31 protein-coding genes and 2 pseudogenes are annotated in these 20,957 nt (G+C 65.6%); 30 read left to right on the top strand and 3 right to left on the bottom strand.

What is annotated here, in order from left to right:
• The 30 genes and pseudogenes from ACK4SG_RS03335 to ACK4SG_RS03190 all read left to right on the top strand — a co-directional run.
• Positions 1–173 (top strand): annotated as a pseudogene (locus ACK4SG_RS03335) (elongation factor Tu); the annotation flags it as partial.
• 382 nt (positions 174–555) lie between these two features.
• Entirely contained in the window at positions 556–867 is a 312-nt protein-coding gene (rpsJ, locus tag ACK4SG_RS03330) for a 30S ribosomal protein S10 (RefSeq protein WP_005408208.1), read from the top strand.
• 11 nt (positions 868–878) lie between these two features.
• Complete coding sequence (gene rplC / locus ACK4SG_RS03325; RefSeq protein WP_409599651.1) at positions 879–1,535, top strand: 50S ribosomal protein L3; 657 nt, start codon at positions 879–881, stop codon at positions 1,533–1,535.
• A gap of 2 nt (positions 1,536–1,537) precedes the next feature.
• Positions 1,538–2,143: a 50S ribosomal protein L4 gene (gene rplD / locus ACK4SG_RS03320; RefSeq protein ID WP_409599649.1), complete on the top strand. Its 606-nt coding sequence runs from the start codon at positions 1,538–1,540 to the stop codon at positions 2,141–2,143.
• Positions 2,140–2,439 (top strand): 50S ribosomal protein L23, encoded by a 300-nt coding sequence (gene rplW / locus ACK4SG_RS03315; protein ID WP_409599647.1) that lies wholly within the window; start codon positions 2,140–2,142, stop codon positions 2,437–2,439. The genes rplD and rplW overlap by 4 nt, the downstream gene beginning before the upstream one ends.
• A 10-nt stretch (positions 2,440–2,449) precedes the next feature.
• Positions 2,450–3,277 carry a 50S ribosomal protein L2 gene (gene rplB / locus ACK4SG_RS03310; protein WP_409599645.1) on the top strand — a complete coding sequence of 276 codons (828 nt, stop codon included), beginning with the start codon at positions 2,450–2,452 and terminating at the stop codon, positions 3,275–3,277.
• Between the two features lie 6 nt (positions 3,278–3,283).
• Entirely contained in the window at positions 3,284–3,550 is a 267-nt protein-coding gene (gene rpsS / locus ACK4SG_RS03305) for a 30S ribosomal protein S19 (protein ID WP_409599643.1), read from the top strand.
• Positions 3,551–3,560: 10 nt separating this feature from the next.
• Entirely contained in the window at positions 3,561–3,896 is a 336-nt protein-coding gene (gene rplV / locus ACK4SG_RS03300) for a 50S ribosomal protein L22 (protein ID WP_374557699.1), read from the top strand.
• A 2-nt stretch (positions 3,897–3,898) separates the two neighbouring features.
• Positions 3,899–4,651, top strand: coding sequence for a 30S ribosomal protein S3 (rpsC, locus tag ACK4SG_RS03295; protein WP_409599641.1), 753 nt, complete (start codon positions 3,899–3,901; stop codon positions 4,649–4,651).
• Between the two features lie 3 nt (positions 4,652–4,654).
• The gene (rplP, locus tag ACK4SG_RS03290) at positions 4,655–5,068 is read left to right on the top strand and encodes a 50S ribosomal protein L16 (RefSeq protein ID WP_409599639.1); all 414 of its coding nucleotides are present in this window, start codon (positions 4,655–4,657) and stop codon (positions 5,066–5,068) included.
• A complete protein-coding gene (gene rpmC, locus ACK4SG_RS03285; RefSeq protein ID WP_374557697.1) occupies positions 5,068–5,259 on the top strand; it encodes a 50S ribosomal protein L29 in 192 nt (63 codons plus the stop codon). The genes rplP and rpmC overlap by 1 nt, the downstream gene beginning before the upstream one ends.
• A 12-nt stretch (positions 5,260–5,271) precedes the next feature.
• The gene (gene rpsQ, locus ACK4SG_RS03280) at positions 5,272–5,535 is read left to right on the top strand and encodes a 30S ribosomal protein S17 (RefSeq protein WP_409599637.1); all 264 of its coding nucleotides are present in this window, start codon (positions 5,272–5,274) and stop codon (positions 5,533–5,535) included.
• Between the two features lie 15 nt (positions 5,536–5,550).
• Positions 5,551–5,919, top strand: a complete 369-nt coding sequence (gene rplN, locus ACK4SG_RS03275; RefSeq protein WP_187569693.1) for a 50S ribosomal protein L14 — start codon at positions 5,551–5,553, stop codon at positions 5,917–5,919.
• A gap of 17 nt (positions 5,920–5,936) precedes the next feature.
• On the top strand, positions 5,937–6,251 hold the full coding sequence (gene rplX / locus ACK4SG_RS03270) for a 50S ribosomal protein L24 (RefSeq protein WP_409599634.1): 315 nt from the start codon (positions 5,937–5,939) through the stop codon (positions 6,249–6,251).
• Between the two features lies 1 nt (position 6,252).
• Positions 6,253–6,795, top strand: coding sequence for a 50S ribosomal protein L5 (gene rplE, locus ACK4SG_RS03265; protein ID WP_409599632.1), 543 nt, complete (start codon positions 6,253–6,255; stop codon positions 6,793–6,795).
• A gap of 9 nt (positions 6,796–6,804) precedes the next feature.
• Positions 6,805–7,110, top strand: a complete 306-nt coding sequence (gene rpsN, locus ACK4SG_RS03260; RefSeq protein WP_409599630.1) for a 30S ribosomal protein S14 — start codon at positions 6,805–6,807, stop codon at positions 7,108–7,110.
• A gap of 172 nt (positions 7,111–7,282) precedes the next feature.
• Positions 7,283–7,678 carry a 30S ribosomal protein S8 gene (gene rpsH, locus ACK4SG_RS03255; protein ID WP_409599628.1) on the top strand — a complete coding sequence of 132 codons (396 nt, stop codon included), beginning with the start codon at positions 7,283–7,285 and terminating at the stop codon, positions 7,676–7,678.
• Between the two features lie 14 nt (positions 7,679–7,692).
• A complete protein-coding gene (gene rplF, locus ACK4SG_RS03250; protein ID WP_409599626.1) occupies positions 7,693–8,220 on the top strand; it encodes a 50S ribosomal protein L6 in 528 nt (175 codons plus the stop codon).
• 42 nt (positions 8,221–8,262) lie between these two features.
• Entirely contained in the window at positions 8,263–8,616 is a 354-nt protein-coding gene (gene rplR / locus ACK4SG_RS03245) for a 50S ribosomal protein L18 (protein WP_409599624.1), read from the top strand.
• 164 nt (positions 8,617–8,780) lie between these two features.
• On the top strand, positions 8,781–9,320 hold the full coding sequence (gene rpsE, locus ACK4SG_RS03240) for a 30S ribosomal protein S5 (RefSeq protein WP_409599622.1): 540 nt from the start codon (positions 8,781–8,783) through the stop codon (positions 9,318–9,320).
• The gene (rpmD, locus tag ACK4SG_RS03235; RefSeq protein WP_114959688.1) at positions 9,313–9,501 is read left to right on the top strand and encodes a 50S ribosomal protein L30; all 189 of its coding nucleotides are present in this window, start codon (positions 9,313–9,315) and stop codon (positions 9,499–9,501) included. The genes rpsE and rpmD overlap by 8 nt, the downstream gene beginning before the upstream one ends.
• Before the next feature lie 4 nt (positions 9,502–9,505).
• Positions 9,506–9,943: a 50S ribosomal protein L15 gene (rplO, locus tag ACK4SG_RS03230; protein ID WP_409599620.1), complete on the top strand. Its 438-nt coding sequence runs from the start codon at positions 9,506–9,508 to the stop codon at positions 9,941–9,943.
• Positions 9,944–9,950: 7 nt separating this feature from the next.
• The gene (gene secY / locus ACK4SG_RS03225; protein ID WP_409599618.1) at positions 9,951–11,300 is read left to right on the top strand and encodes a preprotein translocase subunit SecY; all 1,350 of its coding nucleotides are present in this window, start codon (positions 9,951–9,953) and stop codon (positions 11,298–11,300) included.
• Between the two features lie 342 nt (positions 11,301–11,642).
• Positions 11,643–11,999 carry a 30S ribosomal protein S13 gene (gene rpsM / locus ACK4SG_RS03220; protein ID WP_374557675.1) on the top strand — a complete coding sequence of 119 codons (357 nt, stop codon included), beginning with the start codon at positions 11,643–11,645 and terminating at the stop codon, positions 11,997–11,999.
• Between the two features lie 12 nt (positions 12,000–12,011).
• Complete coding sequence (gene rpsK / locus ACK4SG_RS03215; RefSeq protein ID WP_114959684.1) at positions 12,012–12,407, top strand: 30S ribosomal protein S11; 396 nt, start codon at positions 12,012–12,014, stop codon at positions 12,405–12,407.
• Positions 12,408–12,426: 19 nt separating this feature from the next.
• Complete coding sequence (rpsD, locus tag ACK4SG_RS03210) at positions 12,427–13,056, top strand: 30S ribosomal protein S4 (RefSeq protein ID WP_409599616.1); 630 nt, start codon at positions 12,427–12,429, stop codon at positions 13,054–13,056.
• Between the two features lie 50 nt (positions 13,057–13,106).
• The gene (locus tag ACK4SG_RS03205) at positions 13,107–14,105 is read left to right on the top strand and encodes a DNA-directed RNA polymerase subunit alpha (RefSeq protein ID WP_409599614.1); all 999 of its coding nucleotides are present in this window, start codon (positions 13,107–13,109) and stop codon (positions 14,103–14,105) included.
• A 266-nt stretch (positions 14,106–14,371) separates the two neighbouring features.
• Positions 14,372–14,743 (top strand): 50S ribosomal protein L17, encoded by a 372-nt coding sequence (gene rplQ / locus ACK4SG_RS03200; RefSeq protein ID WP_409599612.1) that lies wholly within the window; start codon positions 14,372–14,374, stop codon positions 14,741–14,743.
• 102 nt (positions 14,744–14,845) lie between these two features.
• Positions 14,846–15,364 (top strand): disulfide bond formation protein B, encoded by a 519-nt coding sequence (locus tag ACK4SG_RS03195; protein ID WP_409599610.1) that lies wholly within the window; start codon positions 14,846–14,848, stop codon positions 15,362–15,364.
• Between the two features lie 61 nt (positions 15,365–15,425).
• The gene (locus ACK4SG_RS03190) at positions 15,426–16,823 is read left to right on the top strand and encodes a class II 3-deoxy-7-phosphoheptulonate synthase (RefSeq protein WP_409599608.1); all 1,398 of its coding nucleotides are present in this window, start codon (positions 15,426–15,428) and stop codon (positions 16,821–16,823) included.
• Here the strand turns inward: ACK4SG_RS03190 and ACK4SG_RS03185 are convergent.
• From ACK4SG_RS03185 to typA, 3 genes and pseudogenes are all read right to left on the bottom strand, one after another.
• Positions 16,816–18,491, bottom strand: a pseudogene (locus tag ACK4SG_RS03185) (amidase); the annotation flags it as partial. The gene ACK4SG_RS03190 and the pseudogene ACK4SG_RS03185 sit on opposite strands and share 8 nt — an antisense overlap.
• 58 nt (positions 18,492–18,549) lie before the next feature.
• Complete coding sequence (locus ACK4SG_RS03180) at positions 18,550–19,023, bottom strand: DUF2127 domain-containing protein (RefSeq protein WP_409599606.1); 474 nt, start codon at positions 19,021–19,023, stop codon at positions 18,550–18,552.
• 64 nt (positions 19,024–19,087) lie between these two features.
• Positions 19,088–20,935, bottom strand: coding sequence for a translational GTPase TypA (typA, locus tag ACK4SG_RS03175; protein ID WP_409599604.1), 1,848 nt, complete (start codon positions 20,933–20,935; stop codon positions 19,088–19,090).
• Between the last annotated feature and the right edge of the window lie 22 nt (positions 20,936–20,957).

Below are 20,957 nucleotides of genomic sequence, written 5' to 3'. Positions count from 1 at the left end.
TCACCGGCGCGGTGCAGCTGCCGGAGGGTGTGGAGATGGTGATGCCGGGCGACAACGTGAAGATGGTGGTCACGCTGATCAACCCGGTGGCGATGGACGAAGGCCTGCGCTTCGCGATCCGCGAGGGTGGCCGCACCGTCGGCGCCGGCGTGGTGTCCAAGATCATCAAGTAACGGGCTGCGAAAAGCCGCCGGCGTATTGGCGCCGGCGGCAGATCGCAACGGTAAGCGCGGCAAAGCTTGCAAAGCGTTGCCGATACCGGTTAGAATGCAAGACCGCTGCAGGAACTGAGTCCTGGTGCGGTTGCGAAATGAGGCGCAGGACGTGCCTCGTGTTCGCCAGACAGGGAGATGTCGCGTGGCAAGGCCTCGTCCGTCCCGGAGCTTTCCGGGGCATATCGGCGGGGCCTTTCGGCGCGTTCATCGAAATCTGCTGGCCGAACGGGATCCGCGGTCCGGGGTCCATGCAGGACGCACAGTTACCGGCTGTATTCACGGGGTGTGGCGCACGCAAGCCGTCGCACCTGTCGCTCTTTAGACACGAGGCATTCCTCCCATGGCGGACCAGAAGATTCGCATCCGGCTGAAGGCGTTCGATCATCGCCTGATCGACCGCTCGGCCAGCGAGATCGTCGAGACGGCCAAGCGGACCGGCGCGCAGGTGCGCGGCCCGATCCCGCTGCCGACCAAGATCGAACGCTACACCGTGCTGGTGTCGCCGCACGTCGACAAGGACGCGCGCGACCAGTACGAAACCCGCACGCACAAGCGCGTGCTCGACATCGTCGACCCCAACGACAAGACCGTGGACGCGCTGATGAAGCTCGAACTGGCGGCTGGCGTTGATGTCCAGATCAAGCTGACCTGAGGAGAACCGAGATGAGCGCGAAGAAGTATTCGCTCGGCATCGTCGGTCGCAAGGCTGGCATGAGCCGCATGTTCACCGAGGACGGCAAGTCCATCCCGGTGACCCTGATCGAGGCGACGCCGAACCGTATCACCCAGATCAAGACCCTTGATACCGACGGCTACACCGCCGTGCAGGTCACTGCGGGCGTCAAGCGCGCCAGCCTGCTGACCAAGCCGGCCACCGGCCACCTGGCCAAGGCTAAGGTGGAAGCCGGCCGCGGCCTGTGGGAGCTGCGCGTCGAGGCCGACCAGATCGGCGCCTACGAAGTGGGCGGCGAGATCAAGGCCGATATCTTCGAAGTTGGCCAGAAGGTCGACGTCCAGGGCATCACCAAGGGCAAGGGCTTCCAGGGCACCATCAAGCGCTGGAACTTCAAGATGGGTGATGCCACCCACGGTAACTCGCTGTCGCATCGCGCGCCGGGCTCCATCGGCCAGCGCCAGACGCCGGGTCGCGTGTTCCCGGGCAAGAAGATGGCCGGCCACATGGGCCACGTCACCCAGACCACGCAGAACCTGCAGGTGGTCAAGGTGGATGCCGAGCGCGGCCTGATCGCCGTGCGCGGCGCCGTCCCGGGTGCGCCGGGTGGCGACGTGATCGTGCGCCCGACCAGCAAGGGAGTCTGATCATGGAACTCAATATCAACGGTAGCGCCAACAAGCTGGCGGTGTCCGACGCGGTGTTTGATCGCGCGTTCAGCGAGGATCTGATCCACCAGGTCGTCGTCGCCTACCGCAACGCCGGCCGTGCCGGTACCAAGGCGCAGAAGACCCGTTCGGAAGTGAACGGCACCACCAAGAAGTCGAAGAAGCAAAAGGGTGGCGGTGCCCGTCACGGCGCCCTGACCGCCCCGATCTTCGTCGGTGGCGGCGTGACCTTCGCGGCCAAGCCGCGCAGCTTCGCGCAGAAGGTGAACCGCAAGATGTACCGCGCGGCGATCGCGTCGATCCTGTCCGAGTTGAACCGCCAGGGCCGCATCACCGTGGTCGAGTCCTTCGAGGTCGAGGCCCCGAAGACCAAGGGTCTGGTGGCCAAGCTGGCCGAGCTGAAGGCGGGCAAGCGTCCGCTGATCGTGACCGAAGAGGCGAACGACAACCTGTACCTGTCCGCCCGCAACCTGCCCTACGTGCAGGTCCGCGACGTGCAGGGCCTGGACCCGGTCGCGCTGGTCGGCGCCGATACCGTGCTGGTCACCACCGACGCGGTGAAGAAGATCGAGGAGTGGCTGGCATGAGCGCCGCAAACCTGTACGAAGTGATCCGTGCGCCGCGTGTGTCCGAAAAGACCGCGCGCCTGCAGGAAGTCTCCAACCAATACGTCTTCGAAATCGCGAAGACCGCCACGAAGGCCGATGTAAAGGCTGCGGTCGAGAAGATCTTCGACGTCAAGGTCGAGGCGGTGAACGTGGTGAACGTGAAGGGCAAGTCCAAGTCCTTCAAGTTCCGCCAGGGTCGCCGTAGCGACTGGCGCAAGGCGTACGTCACCCTGGCCGAAGGCCAGGCGATCGACGTGATGACGGCCTCGGCCTGAGGAACAATCCATGGCACTGATGACATTCAAGCCCACCTCTGCCGGCCGTCGTTCGATGGTCCGCGTGGTGTCGCCGGATCTGCACAAGGGTGCACCCTATGCGCCGCTGGTCGAGAAGCAGAGCAAGACGGGTGGACGCAACCACCACGGCCGCATCACCACCCGTCACATCGGCGGTGGCCACAAGCAGCACTACCGCATCATCGACTTCAAGCGCGACAAGGAAGGCATTCCCGCCCGCGTCGAGCGCATCGAGTACGACCCCAACCGCACCGCGCACATCGCGTTGCTGTGCTACGCCGATGGTGAGCGTCGCTACATCATCGCCCCGAAGGGCCTGAAGGCCGGCGACCAGGTGATCGCGGGCCGTGACGCCCCGATCAAGGCCGGCAACACCCTGCCGCTGCGCAACATCCCGGTCGGTTCCACTGTGCACTGCATCGAGATGAAGCCCGGCAAGGGCGCGCAGCTTGCCCGCGCCGCCGGTGCCGGCGTGCAGCTGGTCGCTCGCGAGGGTGTGTACGCCACCCTGCGCCTGCGCTCCGGCGAAATGCGCAAGGTGCCGGCCGAATGCCGCGCCACCATCGGTGAAGTGAGCAACGACGAGCACGGTCTGCAGAAGCTTGGCAAGGCCGGTGCCGCCCGCTGGCGCGGCGTCAAGCCGACCGTGCGCGGCGCCGCCATGAACCCGGTCGACCACCCCCACGGTGGTGGTGAGGCGAAGGCCGGCCAGGGTAACCCGCATCCGGTCACTCCCTGGGGCGTGCCGACCAAGGGTTACAAGACCCGCAAGAACAAGCGCACCCAGCAGTTCATCGTGCGCGATCGCAGGAGCTAATCGGCAATGGCACGTTCACTCAAGAAGGGCCCGTTCATCGACCATCACCTGCAGAAGAAGGTGGAGGCCGCGGGCAACAGCAAGAAGCCGATCAAGACCTGGTCGCGTCGTTCCACGATCCTGCCGGAAATGATCGGGTTCACCATCGCCGTGCACAACGGCAAGAACCATGTTCCCGTGCTGATCAACGAGAACATGATCGGCCACAAGCTTGGCGAATTCGCCGTGACCCGTACGTTCAAGGGTCATGGCGGCGACAAGAAGGGGAAGTAAGGAGATGACCATGGAAGCGAAAGCCATCCTGCGCAGTGCGCGCATCTCCGCCCAGAAGGTCCGTCTGGTCGCCGACCAGGTCCGTGGCCTGCCCGTGGCCCGTGCGCTCGACCTGCTGAAGTTCTCGGACAAGAAGGCCGCCGGCATGATCTACAAGGTCGTGTTCTCCGCCGCCTCCAACGCCGAGAACAACAACGGTGCCGATGCGGACGAACTGAAGGTCAAGGCCATCATGGTCGATGAGGGTCCGTCGTTGAAGCGCTTCATGGCGCGTGCGAAGGGTCGTGGCACGCGCATCACCAAGCGCACCAGCCACATCACCGTGGTCGTGGGCGAGGGCAAGTAATCATGGGTCACAAAGTCAATCCGATCGGCATCCGCCTGGGCATTGCCAAGGACTGGAATTCCAAGTGGTATGCCGGCAAGAAGCAGTTTGCCGAATACCTGTCGGCCGACCTCAAAGTCCGGGACATGCTGCGCAAGAAGCTGGCCCAGGCCGGTATCAGCAAGATCCTGATCGAGCGTCCGGCCAACAACGCCCGCGTCACCATCCACACCGCCCGTCCCGGCGTTGTGATCGGCAAGCGCGGCGAGGATATCGAGAAGCTGCGCAAGGAAGTGTCCGATGTGCTCGGCGTGCCGGCACACATCAACGTCACCGAAGTCCGCAAGCCGGAGCTCGACGCGCAGCTGGTGGCCGAGTCCATCGCCCAGCAGCTGGAGCGCCGCATCATGTTCCGTCGCGCGATGAAGCGTGCGGTCGGCAACGCGATGCGCCTGGGTGCGCTGGGCATCAAGGTCAACGTGGCTGGCCGCTTGAACGGCGCGGAAATCGCCCGTTCCGAGTGGTACCGCGAAGGCCGCGTGCCGCTGCATACCCTGCGCGCGGACATCGATTACGGCTTCGCGGAAGCGAAGACCACCTACGGCATCATCGGCATCAAGGTGTGGGTCTACAAGGGCGAGATCTTCGATTTCTCCCAGGTCGGCCAGGAGAAGCAGGATGACTCCCCGGCGCCGCGCGGTGGCGACCGTGAGCGTCCGCGTGGTCCGCGCCGTGACCGTGGCGACCGCGCCGAGCGCGGCGAAGCGAGGGAATAAACCATGCTGCAACCCAAGCGAACCAAATACCGCAAGGTCCACAAGGGCCGCAACGAAGGCCTGAGCTGGAGCGCGAATGCGGTCAGTTTCGGCGAGTTCGGCCTGAAGGCAACCGCCCATGGCCAGCTCACTGCTCGCCAGATCGAGGCCGCGCGCCGTTCCATCAGCCGTTACGTGAAGCGTGGCGGCAAGATGTGGATCCGCGTGTTCCCCGACAAGCCGATCACCAAGAAGCCGATCGAAGTGCGAATGGGCTCCGGTAAGGGCAACGTGGAGTACTGGGTCGCCCAGATCCAGCCCGGCCGCATGATCTACGAGATCGAGGGCGTAAGCGAAGAGGTGGCGCGCGAGGCGTTCCGCCTGGCCGCCGCCAAGCTCTCGGTCACCACCCAATTCGTGACCCGGACGGTGCGCTGATGGAACTCAAGCAACTGCGTCAGAAGTCGGCGGACGAACTGAAGGCCCATCTGGTCGAACTGCAGAAGGAGCGCTTCGCGCTGCGGATGCAGAAGGCCACCGGCCAACTGCCCCCGTCCAAGACCAACGAGCCCCGCCGCGTGCGCCGCGAGATCGCTCGCGTCAACACGCTGCTCGGCCAGAAGAAGTAAGGAACGGGCGCCATGACCGAACAAACCAAGAAGCTGCACACGGTTGAAGGCCGCGTCGTCAGCAACAAGATGGACAAGACCGTGACGGTGCTCGTCGAGCGCCAGGTCAAGCACGCGCTGTACGGCAAGTACATCCGTCGCTCGACCAAGCTGCACGCCCATGACGCCGACAACTCGTGCAACGAGGGCGACGTGGTGCGCGTGGCGGAGTGCGCGCCGATGTCCAAGACCAAGAACTGGCGCGTGGTGGAAATCATCACCCGTGCCGCCGAGTAAGCAGGAGAGACAGCCATGATCCAGATGCAGAGCTTTCTCGACGTCGCAGACAACTCGGGTGCCAAGGAACTGATGTGCATCAAGGTGCTGGGCGGCTCGAAGCGCCGTTATGCCGGCATCGGCGACATCATCAAGGTGTCGGTGAAGGAAGCGATTCCGCGCGGCAAGGTGAAGAAAGGCGATGTCTATGACGCCGTGGTGGTGCGCACCCGCAAGGGTGTCCGCCGTCCCGACGGTTCGCTGATCCGCTTCGACGGCAACGCCGCCGTGCTGCTGAACAACAAGCATGAGCCGATTGGCACCCGCATCTTCGGGCCTGTGACCCGCGAGCTGCGTTCCGAGAAGTTCATGAAGATCGTCTCGCTCGCACCCGAAGTGCTCTGAGGCGGAGGAAAGAAACCATGAACCGTATCCGCAAGGGCGACCAGGTGGTTGTGACCACCGGCAACAAGAAGATCAAGGGCCAGACCGGCGAGGTGCTCCGCGTCGAAGGCGATCGCGTCTATGTTGCCAACCTGAACCTGGTCAAGCGCCACACCAAGCCCAACCCGCAAGCCGGCCAGGCCGGCGGCGTGGTCGAGCGCGAGGCGTCGATCCACATTTCCAACGTGATGCTCCTGAACCCGGCCACGGGCAAGGGCGAGCGCGTTGCCACCAAGGTGCTGGAGAATGGAAAGCGCATCCGCGTGTTCCGCTCCAGCGGCGAGGCCATCTGACATGACCACCCGACTCGAAAAGTTCTACAAGGAAGAAGTGGTGCCGAAGCTGATGCAGCAGTTCGGCTACACCAATCCGATGCAGGTTCCGAAGCTCGTCAAGATCACGCTGAACATGGGCGTGGGTGAGGCGGCGACCAACAAGAAGGTGCTGGAGAACGCGGTGGCCGACATGGCCAAGATCGCCGGCCAGAAGCCGGTGGTGACCAAGTCGCGCGTTTCGGTGGCTTCGTTCAAGATCCGCGATGGCTGGCCGATCGGTTGCAAGGTGACCTTGCGCCGCGCCCACATGTTCGAGTTCCTGGATCGCCTGATCAACATCTCGCTGCCGCGCGTCCGCGACTTCCGCGGCGTGTCCGGTCGTTCGTTCGACGGGCGCGGCAACTACAACATGGGCGTGAAGGAGCAGATCATCTTCCCGGAGATCGACTTCGATGCCGTCGACGCGATGCGCGGCATGGACATCGCCATTACCACCACCGCGAAGACCGATGCCGAGGCCAAGGCCCTGCTCGAGGCCTTCCGCTTCCCGTTCCGCAACTAAGGACACGTCATGGCCAAGACTTCCATGATCAACCGCGAGGCCAAGCGCGCGAAGCTGGCCAAGCAGTACGCCGCCAAGCGCGAAGCGCTGAAGAAGGTGATCGCCAGCCAGGACGCGTCCTACGAGGACAAGATGGCCGCCGCCGCCAAGCTGCAGAAGCTGCCGCGCGACTCTTCGCCGTCCCGCCAGACCACGCGCTGCGCCCTGACCGGTCGCCCGCGTGCGGTTTACAGCAAGTTCGGCCTGGGCCGCAACGCGTTGCGCAAGGCCACCATGAATGGCGACGTTCCTGGTCTGCGCAAGGCAAGCTGGTAAAAACCTGCTATACTGATCCGCTACCTGCCAACCCAGGTATCGGCAACCAGAAGCCCCGCAGCGATGCGGGGCTTGCGGCTGCAGGAAACTCCGCGCCACTGTTGCGTGCGGCGTCCACAACCCGACAGATTTTCGCGAAAGCGGATATCGGTGCTACTCATCAGGTGAATCCATGAGCATGACTGATCCCATCGCCGACATGCTGGTCCGCATCAAGAATGCGGCCGCGGTCGGCAAGCCGACGGTGAAGATGCCGTCCTCCAAGACCAAGGTTGCCATCGCCAACGTCCTCAAGGACGAGGGCTATATCGCCGACGTCCGCGTCACCCCGGCCGGTGCCAAGGCCGAGCTGGAGATCGCCCTGAAGTACTTCGAGGGCAAGCCGGTGATCGAAACCCTGAAGCGCGTGTCGCGTTCGGGTCTCCGCCAGTACCGCGGCAAGGATGCGCTGCCCAAGGTCCTCAATGGCCTCGGCATCGCAATCGTTTCCACCTCCAAGGGCATCATGACCGACTCGCAGGCGCGCCAGCACGGCGTCGGCGGTGAAGTCCTGTGCATCGTGGCCTAAGGGGAGTAGCGCACATGTCCCGAGTCGCCAAGAAGCCCGTTGCCCTTGCCAAGGGCGTCGAAATCACCGTCCAGCCGGAGTCCATCATCGTCAAGGGCCCGAAGGGCACCCTGAGCGTGGTCAAGCCGGCTGGCATCGATGTCAAGATCGAAGACGGCAATGCGCTGCTGTCCGCCAGCGATGCGTCGCTGGTGCCGCTGACCGGCACCCTGCGCGCCATCGTCGCCAACATGGTGCATGGCGTCAGTGCCGGTTTCGAGCGCAAGCTCGAGCTGGTGGGCGTGGGTTACCGCGCTTCCATGCAGGGTGCGGCGCTGAACCTGTCGCTGGGGTATTCCCACCCGGTCGTGTTCACCCCGCCGGCGGGTATCACCATCACCACGCCGACGCAGACCGAGATCCTGGTCGCCGGCGCCGACAAGCAGCTGGTCGGTGAAGTGGCCGCCAAGATCCGCGGGTACCGTCCGCCGGAGCCCTACAAGGGCAAGGGTGTGAAGTATTCCGACGAGACCATCATCCGCAAGGAAGCCAAGAAGGCGTAATCCTTCGGGATCACGCGCCTTCAGCTTTCGGAGACCAAGACCATGGAAAAGAAAATCGCCCGCCTGCGTCGTGCCAAGTCCACCCGTTCGCGCATCCGCGAGCTTGGCGTTCCGCGCCTGTCGGTGCTGCGCACCGGCCAGCATCTGTATGCCCAGGTGTTCACCGCCGACGGTGCCAAGGTGCTGGCTTCGGCCTCCACCGTGCAGGCCGACGTAATGAGCGGCCTGAAGAATGGCAAGAACAAGGATGCCGCCGCCAAGGTGGGGCAGGTGATTGCCGAGCGCGCCAAGGCGGCGGGTATCGAGAAGGTCGCGTTCGACCGTTCCGGCTACCGCTACCACGGCCGCGTCAAGGCGCTGGCTGACGCCGCCCGCGAGGGTGGCCTGCAGTTCTGATCGAAGCGGCGCGCGGGCTTTGTGGTCCGCGCGCCGATGTGTTGCCTGCCGGCGCGGGTTGCGCCGGACGCCCTGGCCGGTTGCGGCCCTGGCGGATCACCTGCGGTAATCCACAACCATAAGCGGCGACGCCGCAAATCCCATCAATCAATCGAGACATCGAAATGGCAGAACAACGCGAATCCCGCGGCCGCGATCGCGGTCCCCGCGAGGAAAAAGTCGATGACGGCATGATCGAGAAGCTGATCGCCGTCAATCGCGTCAGCAAGACCGTCAAGGGTGGTCGCCAGTTCACCTTCACCGCGCTGACGGTGGTGGGCGATGGCGCTGGTCGCGTCGGCTTCGGCTATGGCAAGGCGCGGGAAGTGCCCGTGGCCATCCAGAAGTCGATGGAAGGCGCGCGCAAGAACCTGCGTTCCGTCGAACTGAACAACGGCACCCTGTTCCACGCGGTGAAGGCCGGCCACGGCGCCGCCCGCGTGTTCATGCAGCCCGCTTCGGAAGGTACCGGCGTGATCGCCGGTGGTGCGATGCGCGCCGTGCTGGAAGCGGTGGGCGTGAAGAACGTGCTGGCGAAGGCCGTCGGTTCGCGCAACCCGATCAATCTGGTCCGCGCCACCGTCAAGGGCCTGGAGGCGATGCACTCGCCCGCCAAGATCGCCGCCAAGCGCGGCAAGAAGGTGGAGGACCTGATCCATGGCTAATGAAGGCAAGACCATCAAGGTCCGTCTGGTCAAGGGCCTGCGCGGCACCCAGTCGCGCCACCGTCTGTCGGTGAAGGCGCTTGGTCTGGGCAAGCTCAACAGCGTCCGCGAGCTGAAGGACAGCCCGCAGGTGCGTGGCCTGATCAATCAGCTGCACTATCTGGTGCGGGTGGAGGAGTAATCGCATGAAGCTCAATACGCTCAAGCCCGCCGACGGCGCGCGCAAGGATCGCGTTCGCGTTGGCCGTGGCATCGGCTCCGGCCTCGGCAAGACCGCCGGCCGCGGCCACAAGGGTTCGTTCGCGCGCGCCGGCAAGGGCAAGATCAAGGCCGGCTTCGAGGGCGGCCAGATGCCCATGCAGCGCCGCCTGCCGAAGATTGGTTTCCGCTCGAAGATGGCTGCGGATATCGCCGAAGTGCTGCTTTACAAGCTTGATTCCCTGCCGGCTGGCGATGTGGATTTCGCGGCCCTGAAGGCTGCCAAGCTGGTGCCGAGCACCGCCAAGCGCGCCAAGATCGTCGCCAAGGGCGAAGTGACCAAGGCCTATGTGCTGAAGGGCATCGCTGCGACCGCCGGCGCCAAGGCCGCGATCGAAGCGGCCGGCGGCAAGCTGGCGGAGTAAGGTCAGTATGTCGCGCAGCGCGGGAGCACTGGCGGGTCTGATGGGTGCGGGCAAGTTCACGGAACTTCGCTCGCGCCTCCTGTTCGTCGTCGGGGCGCTGATCGTCTACCGCATCGGTTGCTACATTCCGGTGCCGGGCGTCAACCCGGAGGCGATGCTGCAGCTGATGAACGCGCAGAAGGGCACCGTGGTGGACATGTTCAACATGTTCTCCGGCGGCGCGCTTTCGCGGTTCAGCCTGTTCGCCCTGAACGTGATGCCGTACATTTCGGCGTCGATCGTCATGCAGCTCATGGTGCAGATCCTGCCCAGCCTGAAGGCGCTGCAGAAGGAAGGCGAGTCCGGCCGGCGCAAGATCACACAGTACTCGCGGATTGGCGCGGTGTTCCTGGCAGTGTTCCAGGCTGCGGGGATCGCCATCGCCCTGCAGCATCAGGGCGCCGGTGGCGGCATCCCGGTGGTCTACAGCCCGGGTATGGGGTTCGTGGTGACTGCAGTGGTGTCGTTGACCGCCGGCACCATGTTCCTGATGTGGCTGGGCGAGCAGGTGACCGAACGCGGCATCGGCAACGGTATCTCGCTGATCATCTTCGCCGGCATCGTCGCTGGCCTGCCCGGCGCGGTGCTGAACACCCTGCAGCAGGCCAATAGCGGCGACATGCAGTGGATCACCGTGTTCTTCATCTTGGCGATCGTGCTGGCGGTGACCTGGTTCGTGGTCTTCATGGAAAGCGGCCAGCGTCGCATCACCGTGAACTACGCGCGGCGTCAGGGCGGGCGTGGTGGCTACCAGAACCAGACCTCGTTCCTGCCGCTGAAGCTCAATATGTCGGGTGTCATCCCGCCGATCTTCGCGTCCTCGATCATCATGTTCCCGGCTACCGCGTCGACCTGGTTCGGCCAGTCCGGCAGCCCCGCCACGGTGTGGCTGCAGAAGGTCAGTCAGATGCTCTCGCCCGGCGAGCCCCTGCACATGATCCTGCTTGCCGCGTTGATCATCGGGTTTGCGTTCTTCTATACGGCGCTGGTGTTCAACTCGCAGGAAACCGCCGACAACCTCAAGAAGTCGGGCGCGCTGATCCCGGGCATCCGTCCGGGCCGGGCCACAGCCGAGTACATCGACGGCGTGCTGACCCGCCTGACGCTGGCCGGCTCGCTGTACCTGGTGCTGGTCTGCCTGCTTCCGGAAGTCATGCGCACCGAGCTGGGCACCTCGTTCTACTTTGGCGGCACGTCGCTGCTGATCGTGGTAGTGGTGGTGATGGACTTCATCGCGCAGATCCAGGCGCACCTGATGTCGCACCAGTACGAGAGCCTGCTGAAGAAGGCCAACCTCAAGGGGCGTGGCGCCCGCTGAGGCGCTGCGATCCATCGATCCGTCCCACGGGGCGGGTCGGACGTGACAACCGCCGGTTCGACGAACGCGCGAACCGGCAAATGGGCGACCCCCGCGACGATCCCGCGCGTGGGTGGCCCCGGACCGATCCGCGCGCCAGAGTAGCGCGCGGGCAGGCCAGGCCCCTAGGGGCAGGGCGCTGCCAGTCCGGGGCCGTCGCCGGAGCATGGGCACACTCCCCATGCCGGGCCAGGGCGGCTTTGTTGCCTTGGCTTCCTGACAAGTCGGGATTGGGTTACAATTCTACGTTTCCCACGTCGGGCCCCGAGGTTCGGCGTCATTTCGTTTATCGGAGATCGCCTTATGGCGCGTATTGCAGGCGTCAACCTGCCTGCCCAGAAGCATGTCTGGGTCGGGCTGCAAAGCATCTACGGCATTGGCCGTACCCGTTCCAAGCTGGTTTGCGAGGCCGCGGGCGTCAGCTCGTCGACCAAGATCCGCGACCTGTCCGAGCCGGAAGTCGAGCGCCTGCGCGCCGAAGTCGGCAAGTACATCGTCGAGGGCGACCTGCGCCGTGAAGTGGGCATGGCCATCAAGCGTTTGATGGATCTCGGCTGCTACCGGGGTCTGCGCCACCGTCGCGGCCTGCCCCTGCGCGGCCAGCGCACCCGCACCAATGCGCGTACCCGCAAGGGCCCGCGTAAGGCCATCAAGAAGTAAGGAACCCAGACCATGGCCAAGCCGGCTGCTGCCAACAAGACCAAGAAGAAGGTCAAGCGCGTCGTCACCGACGGCATCGCGCACGTCCACGCTTCGTTCAACAACACGATCGTCACCATCACCGACCGCCAGGGTAACGCCCTGTCGTGGGCCACGTCGGGCGGCGCGGGTTTCCGCGGTTCCCGCAAGTCCACCCCGTTCGCCGCGCAGGTTGCCGCCGAAAAGGCCGGCAAGGCAGCGCTGGACTACGGCGTGAAGTCGCTGGAAGTGCGCATCAAGGGCCCGGGTCCGGGCCGCGAGTCCGCCGTTCGTTCGCTGAACAACGTCGGTTACAAGATCCTCAACATCATCGACGTGACGCCCATCCCGCACAACGGGTGCCGTCCGCCGAAGAAGCGTCGCGTCTGACGCGCGGGAGCACTAGAACATGGCTCGTTATATCGGTCCCACCTGCAAACTCGCCCGTCGCGAAGGCGTCGACCTGTCGCTGAAATCGCCGGCGCGTGCGCTGGATTCCAAGTGCAAGCTGGAGCAGAAGCCCGGCCAGCATGGCGCCACCGCCCGCAAGGGCAAGCTGTCAGACTACGCCACCCAGCTGCGCGAGAAGCAGAAGGTCAAGCGCATCTACGGTCTGCTGGAACGCCAGTTCCGCAACTACTACAAGAAGGCCGCCACCAAGAAGGGCAATACCGGCGAGAACCTCCTGCAGCTGCTCGAAACCCGTCTGGACAACGTTGTCTACCGCATGGGCTTTGCCGTCACCCGTCCGGCCGCGCGCCAGCTGGTCAGCCATCGCGGCGTGACCGTGAACGGCAAGCCGGTCAACCTGCCGTCCTACACGGTCAAGGCTGGCGACGCCATCGCCCTGTCCGAGAAGGCGCAGAAGCAGCTGCGCGTCAAGGAGTCGCTGACCCTGGCCGAGCAGATGAACCTGTCGCCCGCGTGGGTCGAGGTGGACGCCAACAAGTTCAGCGGCGTGTTCAAGGCCGTTCCGGACCGCGCCGATCTGCCCAGCGACATCAACGAAGCGCTGATCGTCGAGCTGTACTCGAAGTAAGCCATTGCCACCGGCCTGCGCCCCGCGCAGGCCAGCAGGAGACACCACGAATGACGGTTACCGCCACCCAAGTCCTGCGTCCGCGCGGACCGCAGATCGAGCGCATCACCGACACCCGCGCCAAGGTCGTGATCGAACCGCTGGAGCGCGGTTATGGTCACACCCTGGGCAACGCACTGCGCCGCGTGCTGCTGTCCTCGATTCCCGGTTTTGCCATCACCGAGGTCGAGATCGACGGCGTGCTGCACGAGTACACCACGCTTGAAGGCATGCAGGAAGATGTGCTTGAAGTCCTGTTGAACCTCAAGGACGTTGCCATCCGCATGCACAGCGGCGACACCGACACCCTGGAGCTGAAGAAGCAGGGTCCAGGCGTCGTCACCGCCGGTGACATCAAGACCAGCCACAACGTCGAGGTGCTGAACCCCGGCCATGTGATCGCCAACCTGACCAAGGACGTGGCGCTGAACATGCGCCTTACCATCAGCCGCGGCTTCGGCTACCAGCCGGCCTCCGCGCGTCGCCGTCCGGACGAGGAAACCCGCACGATCGGTCGCCTGATGCTGGATGCGTCGTTCTCGCCGGTCCGCCGCGTCGCCTACGCGGTGGAAGCCGCACGCGTCGAGCAGCGTACCGACCTGGACAAGCTGGTTCTCGAGATCGAGACCAACGGCACCATCGATGCCGAGGAAGCCGTGCGCACCGCCGCCGACATCCTCACCGACCAGCTGTCGGTCTTCGGTGATTTCACCCACCGCGACCGCGGCGCCAAGCCGCAGGCCAGCGCCGGCGTTGATCCGCTGCTGCTGCGCCCGATCGACGACCTCGAGCTGACCGTGCGTTCGGCCAACTGCCTCAAGGCCGAGAGCATCTATTACATCGGCGATCTGATCCAGAAGACCGAAGTGGAACTGCTCAAGACCCCGAACCTCGGCAAGAAGTCGCTCACCGAGATCAAGGAAGTGCTGGCCCAGAAGGGCCTGTCGCTGGGCATGAAGCTGGAGAACTGGCCGCCGGCCGGGGTCGCCAGCCACGGCATGATGGGATAAGTGCAAACCGCCCGGCCGTTGCCCCCAGGCACGGCCAGGGTCGGTGAAGGCCTGGCGCACTGCGCCGGACCGACGGGGCAGTCACGGCGCAGCCGTGGCTCCCGCTCCGTCCCGGCTCTTCCCGAGAGCGCAATACCGCCGACGAACTGGAGTTCGCGGCATGTCCGGCGAAGGATGCCGGCACGGGCCACCCGCAGCCCAAGTTGCAACGCCAGGATGGCGACAGCGAAGTCCAATCGTTACAACCTTCATCAGGAATCGAATCCATGCGCCACCAGAAATCCGGCCGCAAGTTCAACCGCACCAGCGCCCACCGCAGTGCGATGTTCTCGAACATGGCGGCGTCGCTCATCAAGAACGAAATCATCCGCACCACGCTGCCGAAGGCCAAGGAGCTGCGCCGCGTCGTCGAGCCGTTGATCACCCTCGGCAAGACCGATGGCGTTGCCAACCGCCGCCTGGCGTTCTCCCGCCTGCGCGACAAGGAAGCCGTGGGCACCCTGTTCACCGTGCTGGGCCCGCGCTACGCGCAGCGTCCGGGTGGCTACCTGCGCATCCTCAAGTGCGGCTTCCGCGCCGGCGACAACGCGCCGATGGCCTATGTCGAGCTGGTGGATCGCCCGCAGGCCGCCGAGTAAGGCGCGCCGCCGCGGTACCCTCGAAGACCCCGGGCTTGCCCGGGGTTTTTCGTTTCCGGGCCAACTGCGACATAATCGAACGGATCCCGCCAAGGCACGCGCATGAATCCGTTCCGCTGGTCGTTCCGCCAACAGTTCCTGCTGGGCTCCTTCATCTGCGCTGCATTGCTGGGGTATGCCCTGTTCGTGCAGTTCCGGCTGGGCATCCAACCCTGTCCGTTCTGCATCTTCCAGCGCATCTGCTTTGCCGCGCTGGGTCTGGTCTTCCTGCTGGGCGCCATGCACGACCCGCGGGCGCCGGGTGCCCGCAAGGCGTGGGCGCTGCTGGCATTCATCGCCGCGATGGCCGGAATGGGCTATGCGGGGCGCCACAGCTGGGTCCAGCTGCATCCGCCGGAGCTGCCCAGCTGCGGCCCGGGGCTGAACTTCATCGTCGAGCAGTATTCGTGGCTGGGTGCTGCGCGCAAAGTGCTGCAGGCGACTGGCGATTGCAGCAACATCGATTGGCAGTTCCTCGGCCTGAGCATGCCGATGTGGGCGTTGGCGTGGTTCGTCGTGCTCGGGTTGGGTGCCCTCTACGCGGGCTTCCAGCGCAGGCAATCCAGTCTGTTCCGTCGGTAACGGTTGCGGCGACAGGCTGGGAGCGGGATGATGCGATGCAGCAGTCCTCCCCATCCCCATCATGTCGATCGCATCCACCAGCGTCATCCCGTCATCCGCCTCCACGTCCCTGGCATCCGAAGGCTGGTCGCCTGCCAGTTGGCGTGCGAAGCCCGCGCTGCAGATGCCGGTTTACCCGGATGAGGCTGCGCTGGCGCAGGCACAGGACGAGCTGCGTGCGCTGCCGCCGCTGGTGACCTCGCGCGAAATCCTCTCGCTCAAGCAGCAGTTGGCCGAGGCCCAGGAGGGCCGCCGCTTCCTGCTGCAGGGCGGAGATTGCGCGGAAACGTTCGCGGAGTGCACTTCCACCATCATCACCAACCGGCTCAAGGTGCTGTTGCAGATGAGCCTGGTGCTGGTGCACGGGCTGAAGGTGCCGGTGGTGCGCGTGGGCCGCTTTGCCGGCCAGTACGCCAAGCCGCGTTCCGCCGACACCGAGACCCGCGATGGCGTGACGCTGCCCAGCTACCGCGGCGATATCGTCAACGGCCCGGAATTCACCGCACAGGCGCGCGTGCCCGATCCGCGGCGCATGGTGAAGGCGCACGCCCGCTCGGCGATGACGATGAACTTCGTGCGATCGCTGATCGATGGCGGCTTCGCCGATTTGCACCATCCCGAGTACTGGGGCCTGGGCTGGGTGGGCCAGTCGCCGCATGCCGCCGACTACCAGAAGATGGTGGCCGGCATCGGCGATGCGGTGCGCTTCATGGAAACCCTGGCGGGCCGGCGCATGCAGAGCCTCAACCGGGTGGAGTTCTACACCTCGCACGAAGCGCTTCTGCTGCCTTACGAGGAGGCGCAGACGCGGCAGGTGCCGCGCGCCGACGGCTGGTTCAACCTCAGCACGCACTTCCCGTGGATCGGCATGCGCACTGCGGCACTGGACGGCGCGCATCTGGAATATTTCCGCGGCATTCGCAACCCGGTGGCCGTCAAGGTGGGGCCATCGGTGACGCCGGACCAGCTGCTGCGCGTGATTGACGCCCTGAACCCGGACGACGAACCCGGTCGCCTCGGCCTCATCCACCGGATGGGTGCGGAGCACATCGCGGACAAGCTGCCGCCATTGCTGGAGGCCGTGAGGCGCGAAGGGCGTCGCGTCCTCTGGATTTGCGATGCGATGCACGGCAATACCGAATCCACCAGCAACGGCTACAAGACCCGTCGCTTCGCCAACATCCGCAGCGAGATCGAGCAGGCCTTCGACCTGCATGAAGCGGCTGGCACGCGGCTGGGCGGCGTGCATCTGGAACTGACCGGCGAGAACGTCACCGAGTGCCTGGGCGGCGCGCGCGAGCTTACCGAGATCGACCTGCAGCGGGCCTACCGGACCACGGTGGATCCGCGCCTGAACTACGAGCAGGCGTTGGAGATCGCGATGCTGATCGTGCGCAAGCGCGGCGCCATCGATCCCTGAGGTGCGCGGCCGCGCCGCCGGCTGGGCGACGCGGTGCTGTTGTGATTACTTGCGCGCTGGCAGGGCCACGGTGGGCAGGAAGCGGGGCGCCTTGCGCGCCTTGCTGGCCTGCTCGAAGCCGTAGCCCAGCGCGATCAGGCGCGGCTCGCTCCAGGCGGCGCCCATGAACACGATGCCGACCGGCAGGCCGTGCACGTCGCCCATCGGCACGGTGAGGCTGGGATAGCGCGCTACCGCAGCGGCACCGTAGCCAGCGCCGATGAAATGGTCGCCATTAATCGGGTCGGTGGGCCACGCCGGGGACATTGCGGGGGCAATCAGCGCATCCAACTGCTGCGCCTTGAGTGCGGCGTCGATGCCTTCGGGGCCGGCGAGACGACGGGCCTTGTCGCGCGCGGCGCGGTAGGCCGGCTCGGTCAGCGGCCCCTTCGCGTTGGCCTGCTCGAACAGCTCCTGTCCGAAATATGGCATTTCCGCGTCCGCGTGCTGCGTGTTGTAGGCGATCAGGTCCGCCAGCGTCTTGTAGGGCGCGCCGCTGTTCGCCAGGTAGGCGTTCAGGCCGTCCTTGAACTCATAGAGCAGTACGGTCAGTTCATCTTGATCCCACTGCCCCAGGGTGGGGATGTCGGCATCGACCACGGTGGCGCCGGCGGCTTTCAGCGTGGCGATTGCGCGCTCCATCGCGGCGTCGGTATCAGGCTGGTAACCCATCAGCTTGCGCACCACGCCGATGCGGGCGCCCTTCAGCCCGTCCGGCTTGAGGTGGGCGGTGTAGTCGATGGGGCTGGCGTCAGGGCGCTCCGCGGCGGCGGGGTCCTTTGTATCCGGGGCGGCGATCGCGGTCAGCAGCGCCGCTGCATCGGCCACGCTGCGGGCCATTGGGCCGGCGGTGTCCTGCGAGACCGAGATCGGGATGATGCCGCTGCGGCTGACCAGGCCCACGGTGGGCTTGAGGCCGACCAGCCCGGCCACGGCAGATGGGCAGATGATGCTGCCGTCGGTTTCGGTGCCGATGCCGACGGTGGCCAGGTTGGCGGCGATGGCAGTGCCGGTGCCGGCGCTGGAGCCGCAGGGGTTGCGATCCAGCGCATACGGATTCCGGGTCTGGCCGCCGCGCCCACTCCAGCCGGAGGTGGAGCGGGTGGAACGGAAGTTGGCCCATTCCGACAGATTGGTCTTGCCCAGGATCACCGCGCCGGCCGCACGCAGTTTGGCGACCAGGAAGGCATCGGTCTTCGGATGGTGGTCGGCCAGCGCCAGCGAACCGGCGGAGTTGGCCATCGGCACCGCGTCGATGTTGTCCTTGAGCAGCACCGGGATGCCGTGCAGCGGCCCGCGCACCTTGCCGGCCTTGCGCTCGGCGTCCAGCGCATCGGCTTCTTTCAGGGCATCCGGGTTGCGTTCGATCACAGCGTGCAGGGCCGGCCCTGCGGCATCGATGGCGGCGATCCGGTCGAGGTAGGCCTGTACCAGTGCGTGGCTGGTCAGCTGGCCTGCCGCCATGCGTGCCTGCAGGTCGGCGACGGTGGCTTCCTCGAACGCGAACGCCGGCGCAGCGGCAGCCGTTTGCGGCGGCACTGCATCGGCGGCCTTCTTCGGGGGTTGCGAGGCGGGTTGGCAGGCGGCGAGGAGGCAGGCGAGGGAAAGCGCGAGAGGCAGAAGACGCATGGCGGGCTCCGGAATGGCGCCGCCAGCATTGCGCGCATCGCGCGGGGATGCAACCAGGTCAGTGCCGACGGCGGCGCAACAGGTCGCGGGCCAGGGCATGGACCACGACCAGGTTGATCAGCAGCACCAGCGCCGACAGCCAGCCTGGATGCTGGTAGATCGCGCCGATGTCCAGTGGCAGATACAGCGCCGCCGAGACCACGCCCAGCCACGAGGCCCACGCGCGCACCCGCCACAGGCCCCATGCTTCGACGAAACGCAGCGTGGCATAGCCCAGCAGGATCAGCGCGGTCAGATGCACGGTATTGGTGCTGATGGCGTCCAGAAAATGCGCGATCAGGCCGCGTTCCGGATGCAGATGCAGGCGCCAGGTCAGCTCGAACACCCAGTGCCGGATCGGCTGCGGGCCGAGCAGTGCCAGCCCGCTGGCCGAGGCAAGCGCCAGCACACCCTTGAACGCCTCGAACAGGGCAATGGCATGCAGCCCCGGGTGCGCATGCGGGTCCGGGTTGTAGGGGGGCGGACCGCTCATGCTGGCGCCCTCCTCGCGATCGCGGTCGATGCCCGAAGCCACGCGTCACCGCCCCTTTGCGCGATCAGCCGGCGCGGCTGGCGCGCTTGCGGTCCGTCTCGGTGCGCAGCTTCTTGCGCAGGCGGATCTGCTTGGGGGTGACTTCCACCAGCTCGTCGTCGTCGATGAACTCCAGCGCCTGTTCCAGCGACAGCTTGATCGGGGGGATCAGGCCCTCGTCATCGTCCTTGCCGGCAGCGCGGAAGTTGGTCAACTGCTTGCCGCGCAGGGCGTTGACCGTGAGGTCGTTGTCCTTGCTGTGGATGCCGATGATCTGGCCCTCGTAGATCTCCTCACCCGGCTCGATGAACAGGCGGCCACGCTCCTGCAGGCCGCCTTGGGCGTAGGCGGGCGAACTGCCGGTGGCGTTGGAGATCAGCACGCCGTTCTGGCGCTGGCCGATGCTGCCCTCCGATTTCGGACCGTAGTGGTCGAACACGTGGAACAGCAGGCCGGTGCCGGCGGTGAGGGTGCGGAACTCGGTCTGGAAGCCGATCAGGCCGCGCGCCGGGATGATGTAATCCAGACGCACGCGGCCCTTGCCGTCGGGCTCCATGTTCTGCAGCAGCGCCTTGCGTTCGCCCAGCCGGCCCATCACGCCGCCCTGGTACTGCTCGTCCATGTCCACCACCAGCGACTCGTAGGGCTCGGACAGCACGCCGTCGATTTCCTTGATGATGACCTCGGGGCGCGAGACGGCCAGCTCGTAGCCCTCGCGGCGCATGGTTTCGATCAGGATCGACAGGTGCAGCTCGCCACGGCCGCTGACCTTGAACTTGTCGGCATCCGCGGTGTCTTCCACGCGCAGCGCCACGTTGTGCTGGGTTTCGCGGGTCAGTCGGTCGCGCAGCTGGCGGCTGGTCAGGAACTTGCCGCCGCTGCGCTCCTTCACGCCGGCGAAGGGCGAATCATTCACCTGGAACGTCATGCTGATGGTGGGCTCGTCCACCGCCAGTACCGGCAGCTGTTCGACCGCGGACGGATCGCACAGGGTGTCGGAGATGCCGATGCCCTCGATGCCGCTGAACGCGATGATGTCGCCAGCCTGCGCCTCCGGCACCTCGATGCGCTCCAGGCCCATGAACCCCAGCACCTGCAGCACCTTGGCGTTGCGGGTCTTGCCGTCGGCGGCGATCACGGTGACCTGCTGGTTCGGCTTGATCTTGCCACGCTGGATGCGGCCGATGCCGATCACGCCCACGTAGTTGTTGTAGTCCAGCGAAGTGACGCGCATCTGGAACGGGCCATCGGGATCGACCGGCGGCGCCGGCACGTGCTCGCAGATGGCCTCGAACAGCGGGGTCATGTCGCCCTCGCGCACGTTCTCGTCCATGCCGGCATAGCCCTGCAGGCCGCTGGCATAGACGGTGGTGAAGTCCAGCTGCTCGTCGGTGGCGCCCAGACGGTCGAACAGATCGAAGGTCTGGTCCAGCACCCAGCCGGCGCGCGCACCCGGGCGGTCCACCTTGTTGATGACCACGATCGGCTTGAAGCCCATCGCAAACGCCTTCTGGGTGACGAAGCGGGTTTGCGGCATCGGGCCGTCCATCGCATCGACCAGGATCAGCACCGAGTCCACCATCGACAGCACGCGCTCCACTTCGCCGCCAAAGTCGGCGTGGCCGGGGGTATCGACGATGTTGATGCGCCACTGCTCCCCGGTCTTGGGGTTGGTCCAGCGGATCGCGGTGTTCTTTGACAGGATCGTGATGCCACGTTCCTTTTCGATATCGCCACTGTCCATGACGCGCTCGCCCAGTTGGGTGCGCTCGTCGAAGGTGCCGGACTGCTTCAGCAGCTGGTCGACTAGAGTGGTCTTGCCGTGGTCGACGTGGGCGACGATGGCGATATTGCGGAGGCGTTCGACGGACATTCGGGAGAGGCTCGTGGCGGCC

Origin of the sequence: Thermomonas sp., from assembly GCF_046293095.1 — a bacterium.
Lineage (GTDB): Bacteria > Pseudomonadota > Gammaproteobacteria > Xanthomonadales > Xanthomonadaceae > Thermomonas.
The sequence above is the reverse complement of the archived record's forward strand: the minus strand, read 5'-3'. Positions and strand labels throughout refer to the sequence as shown.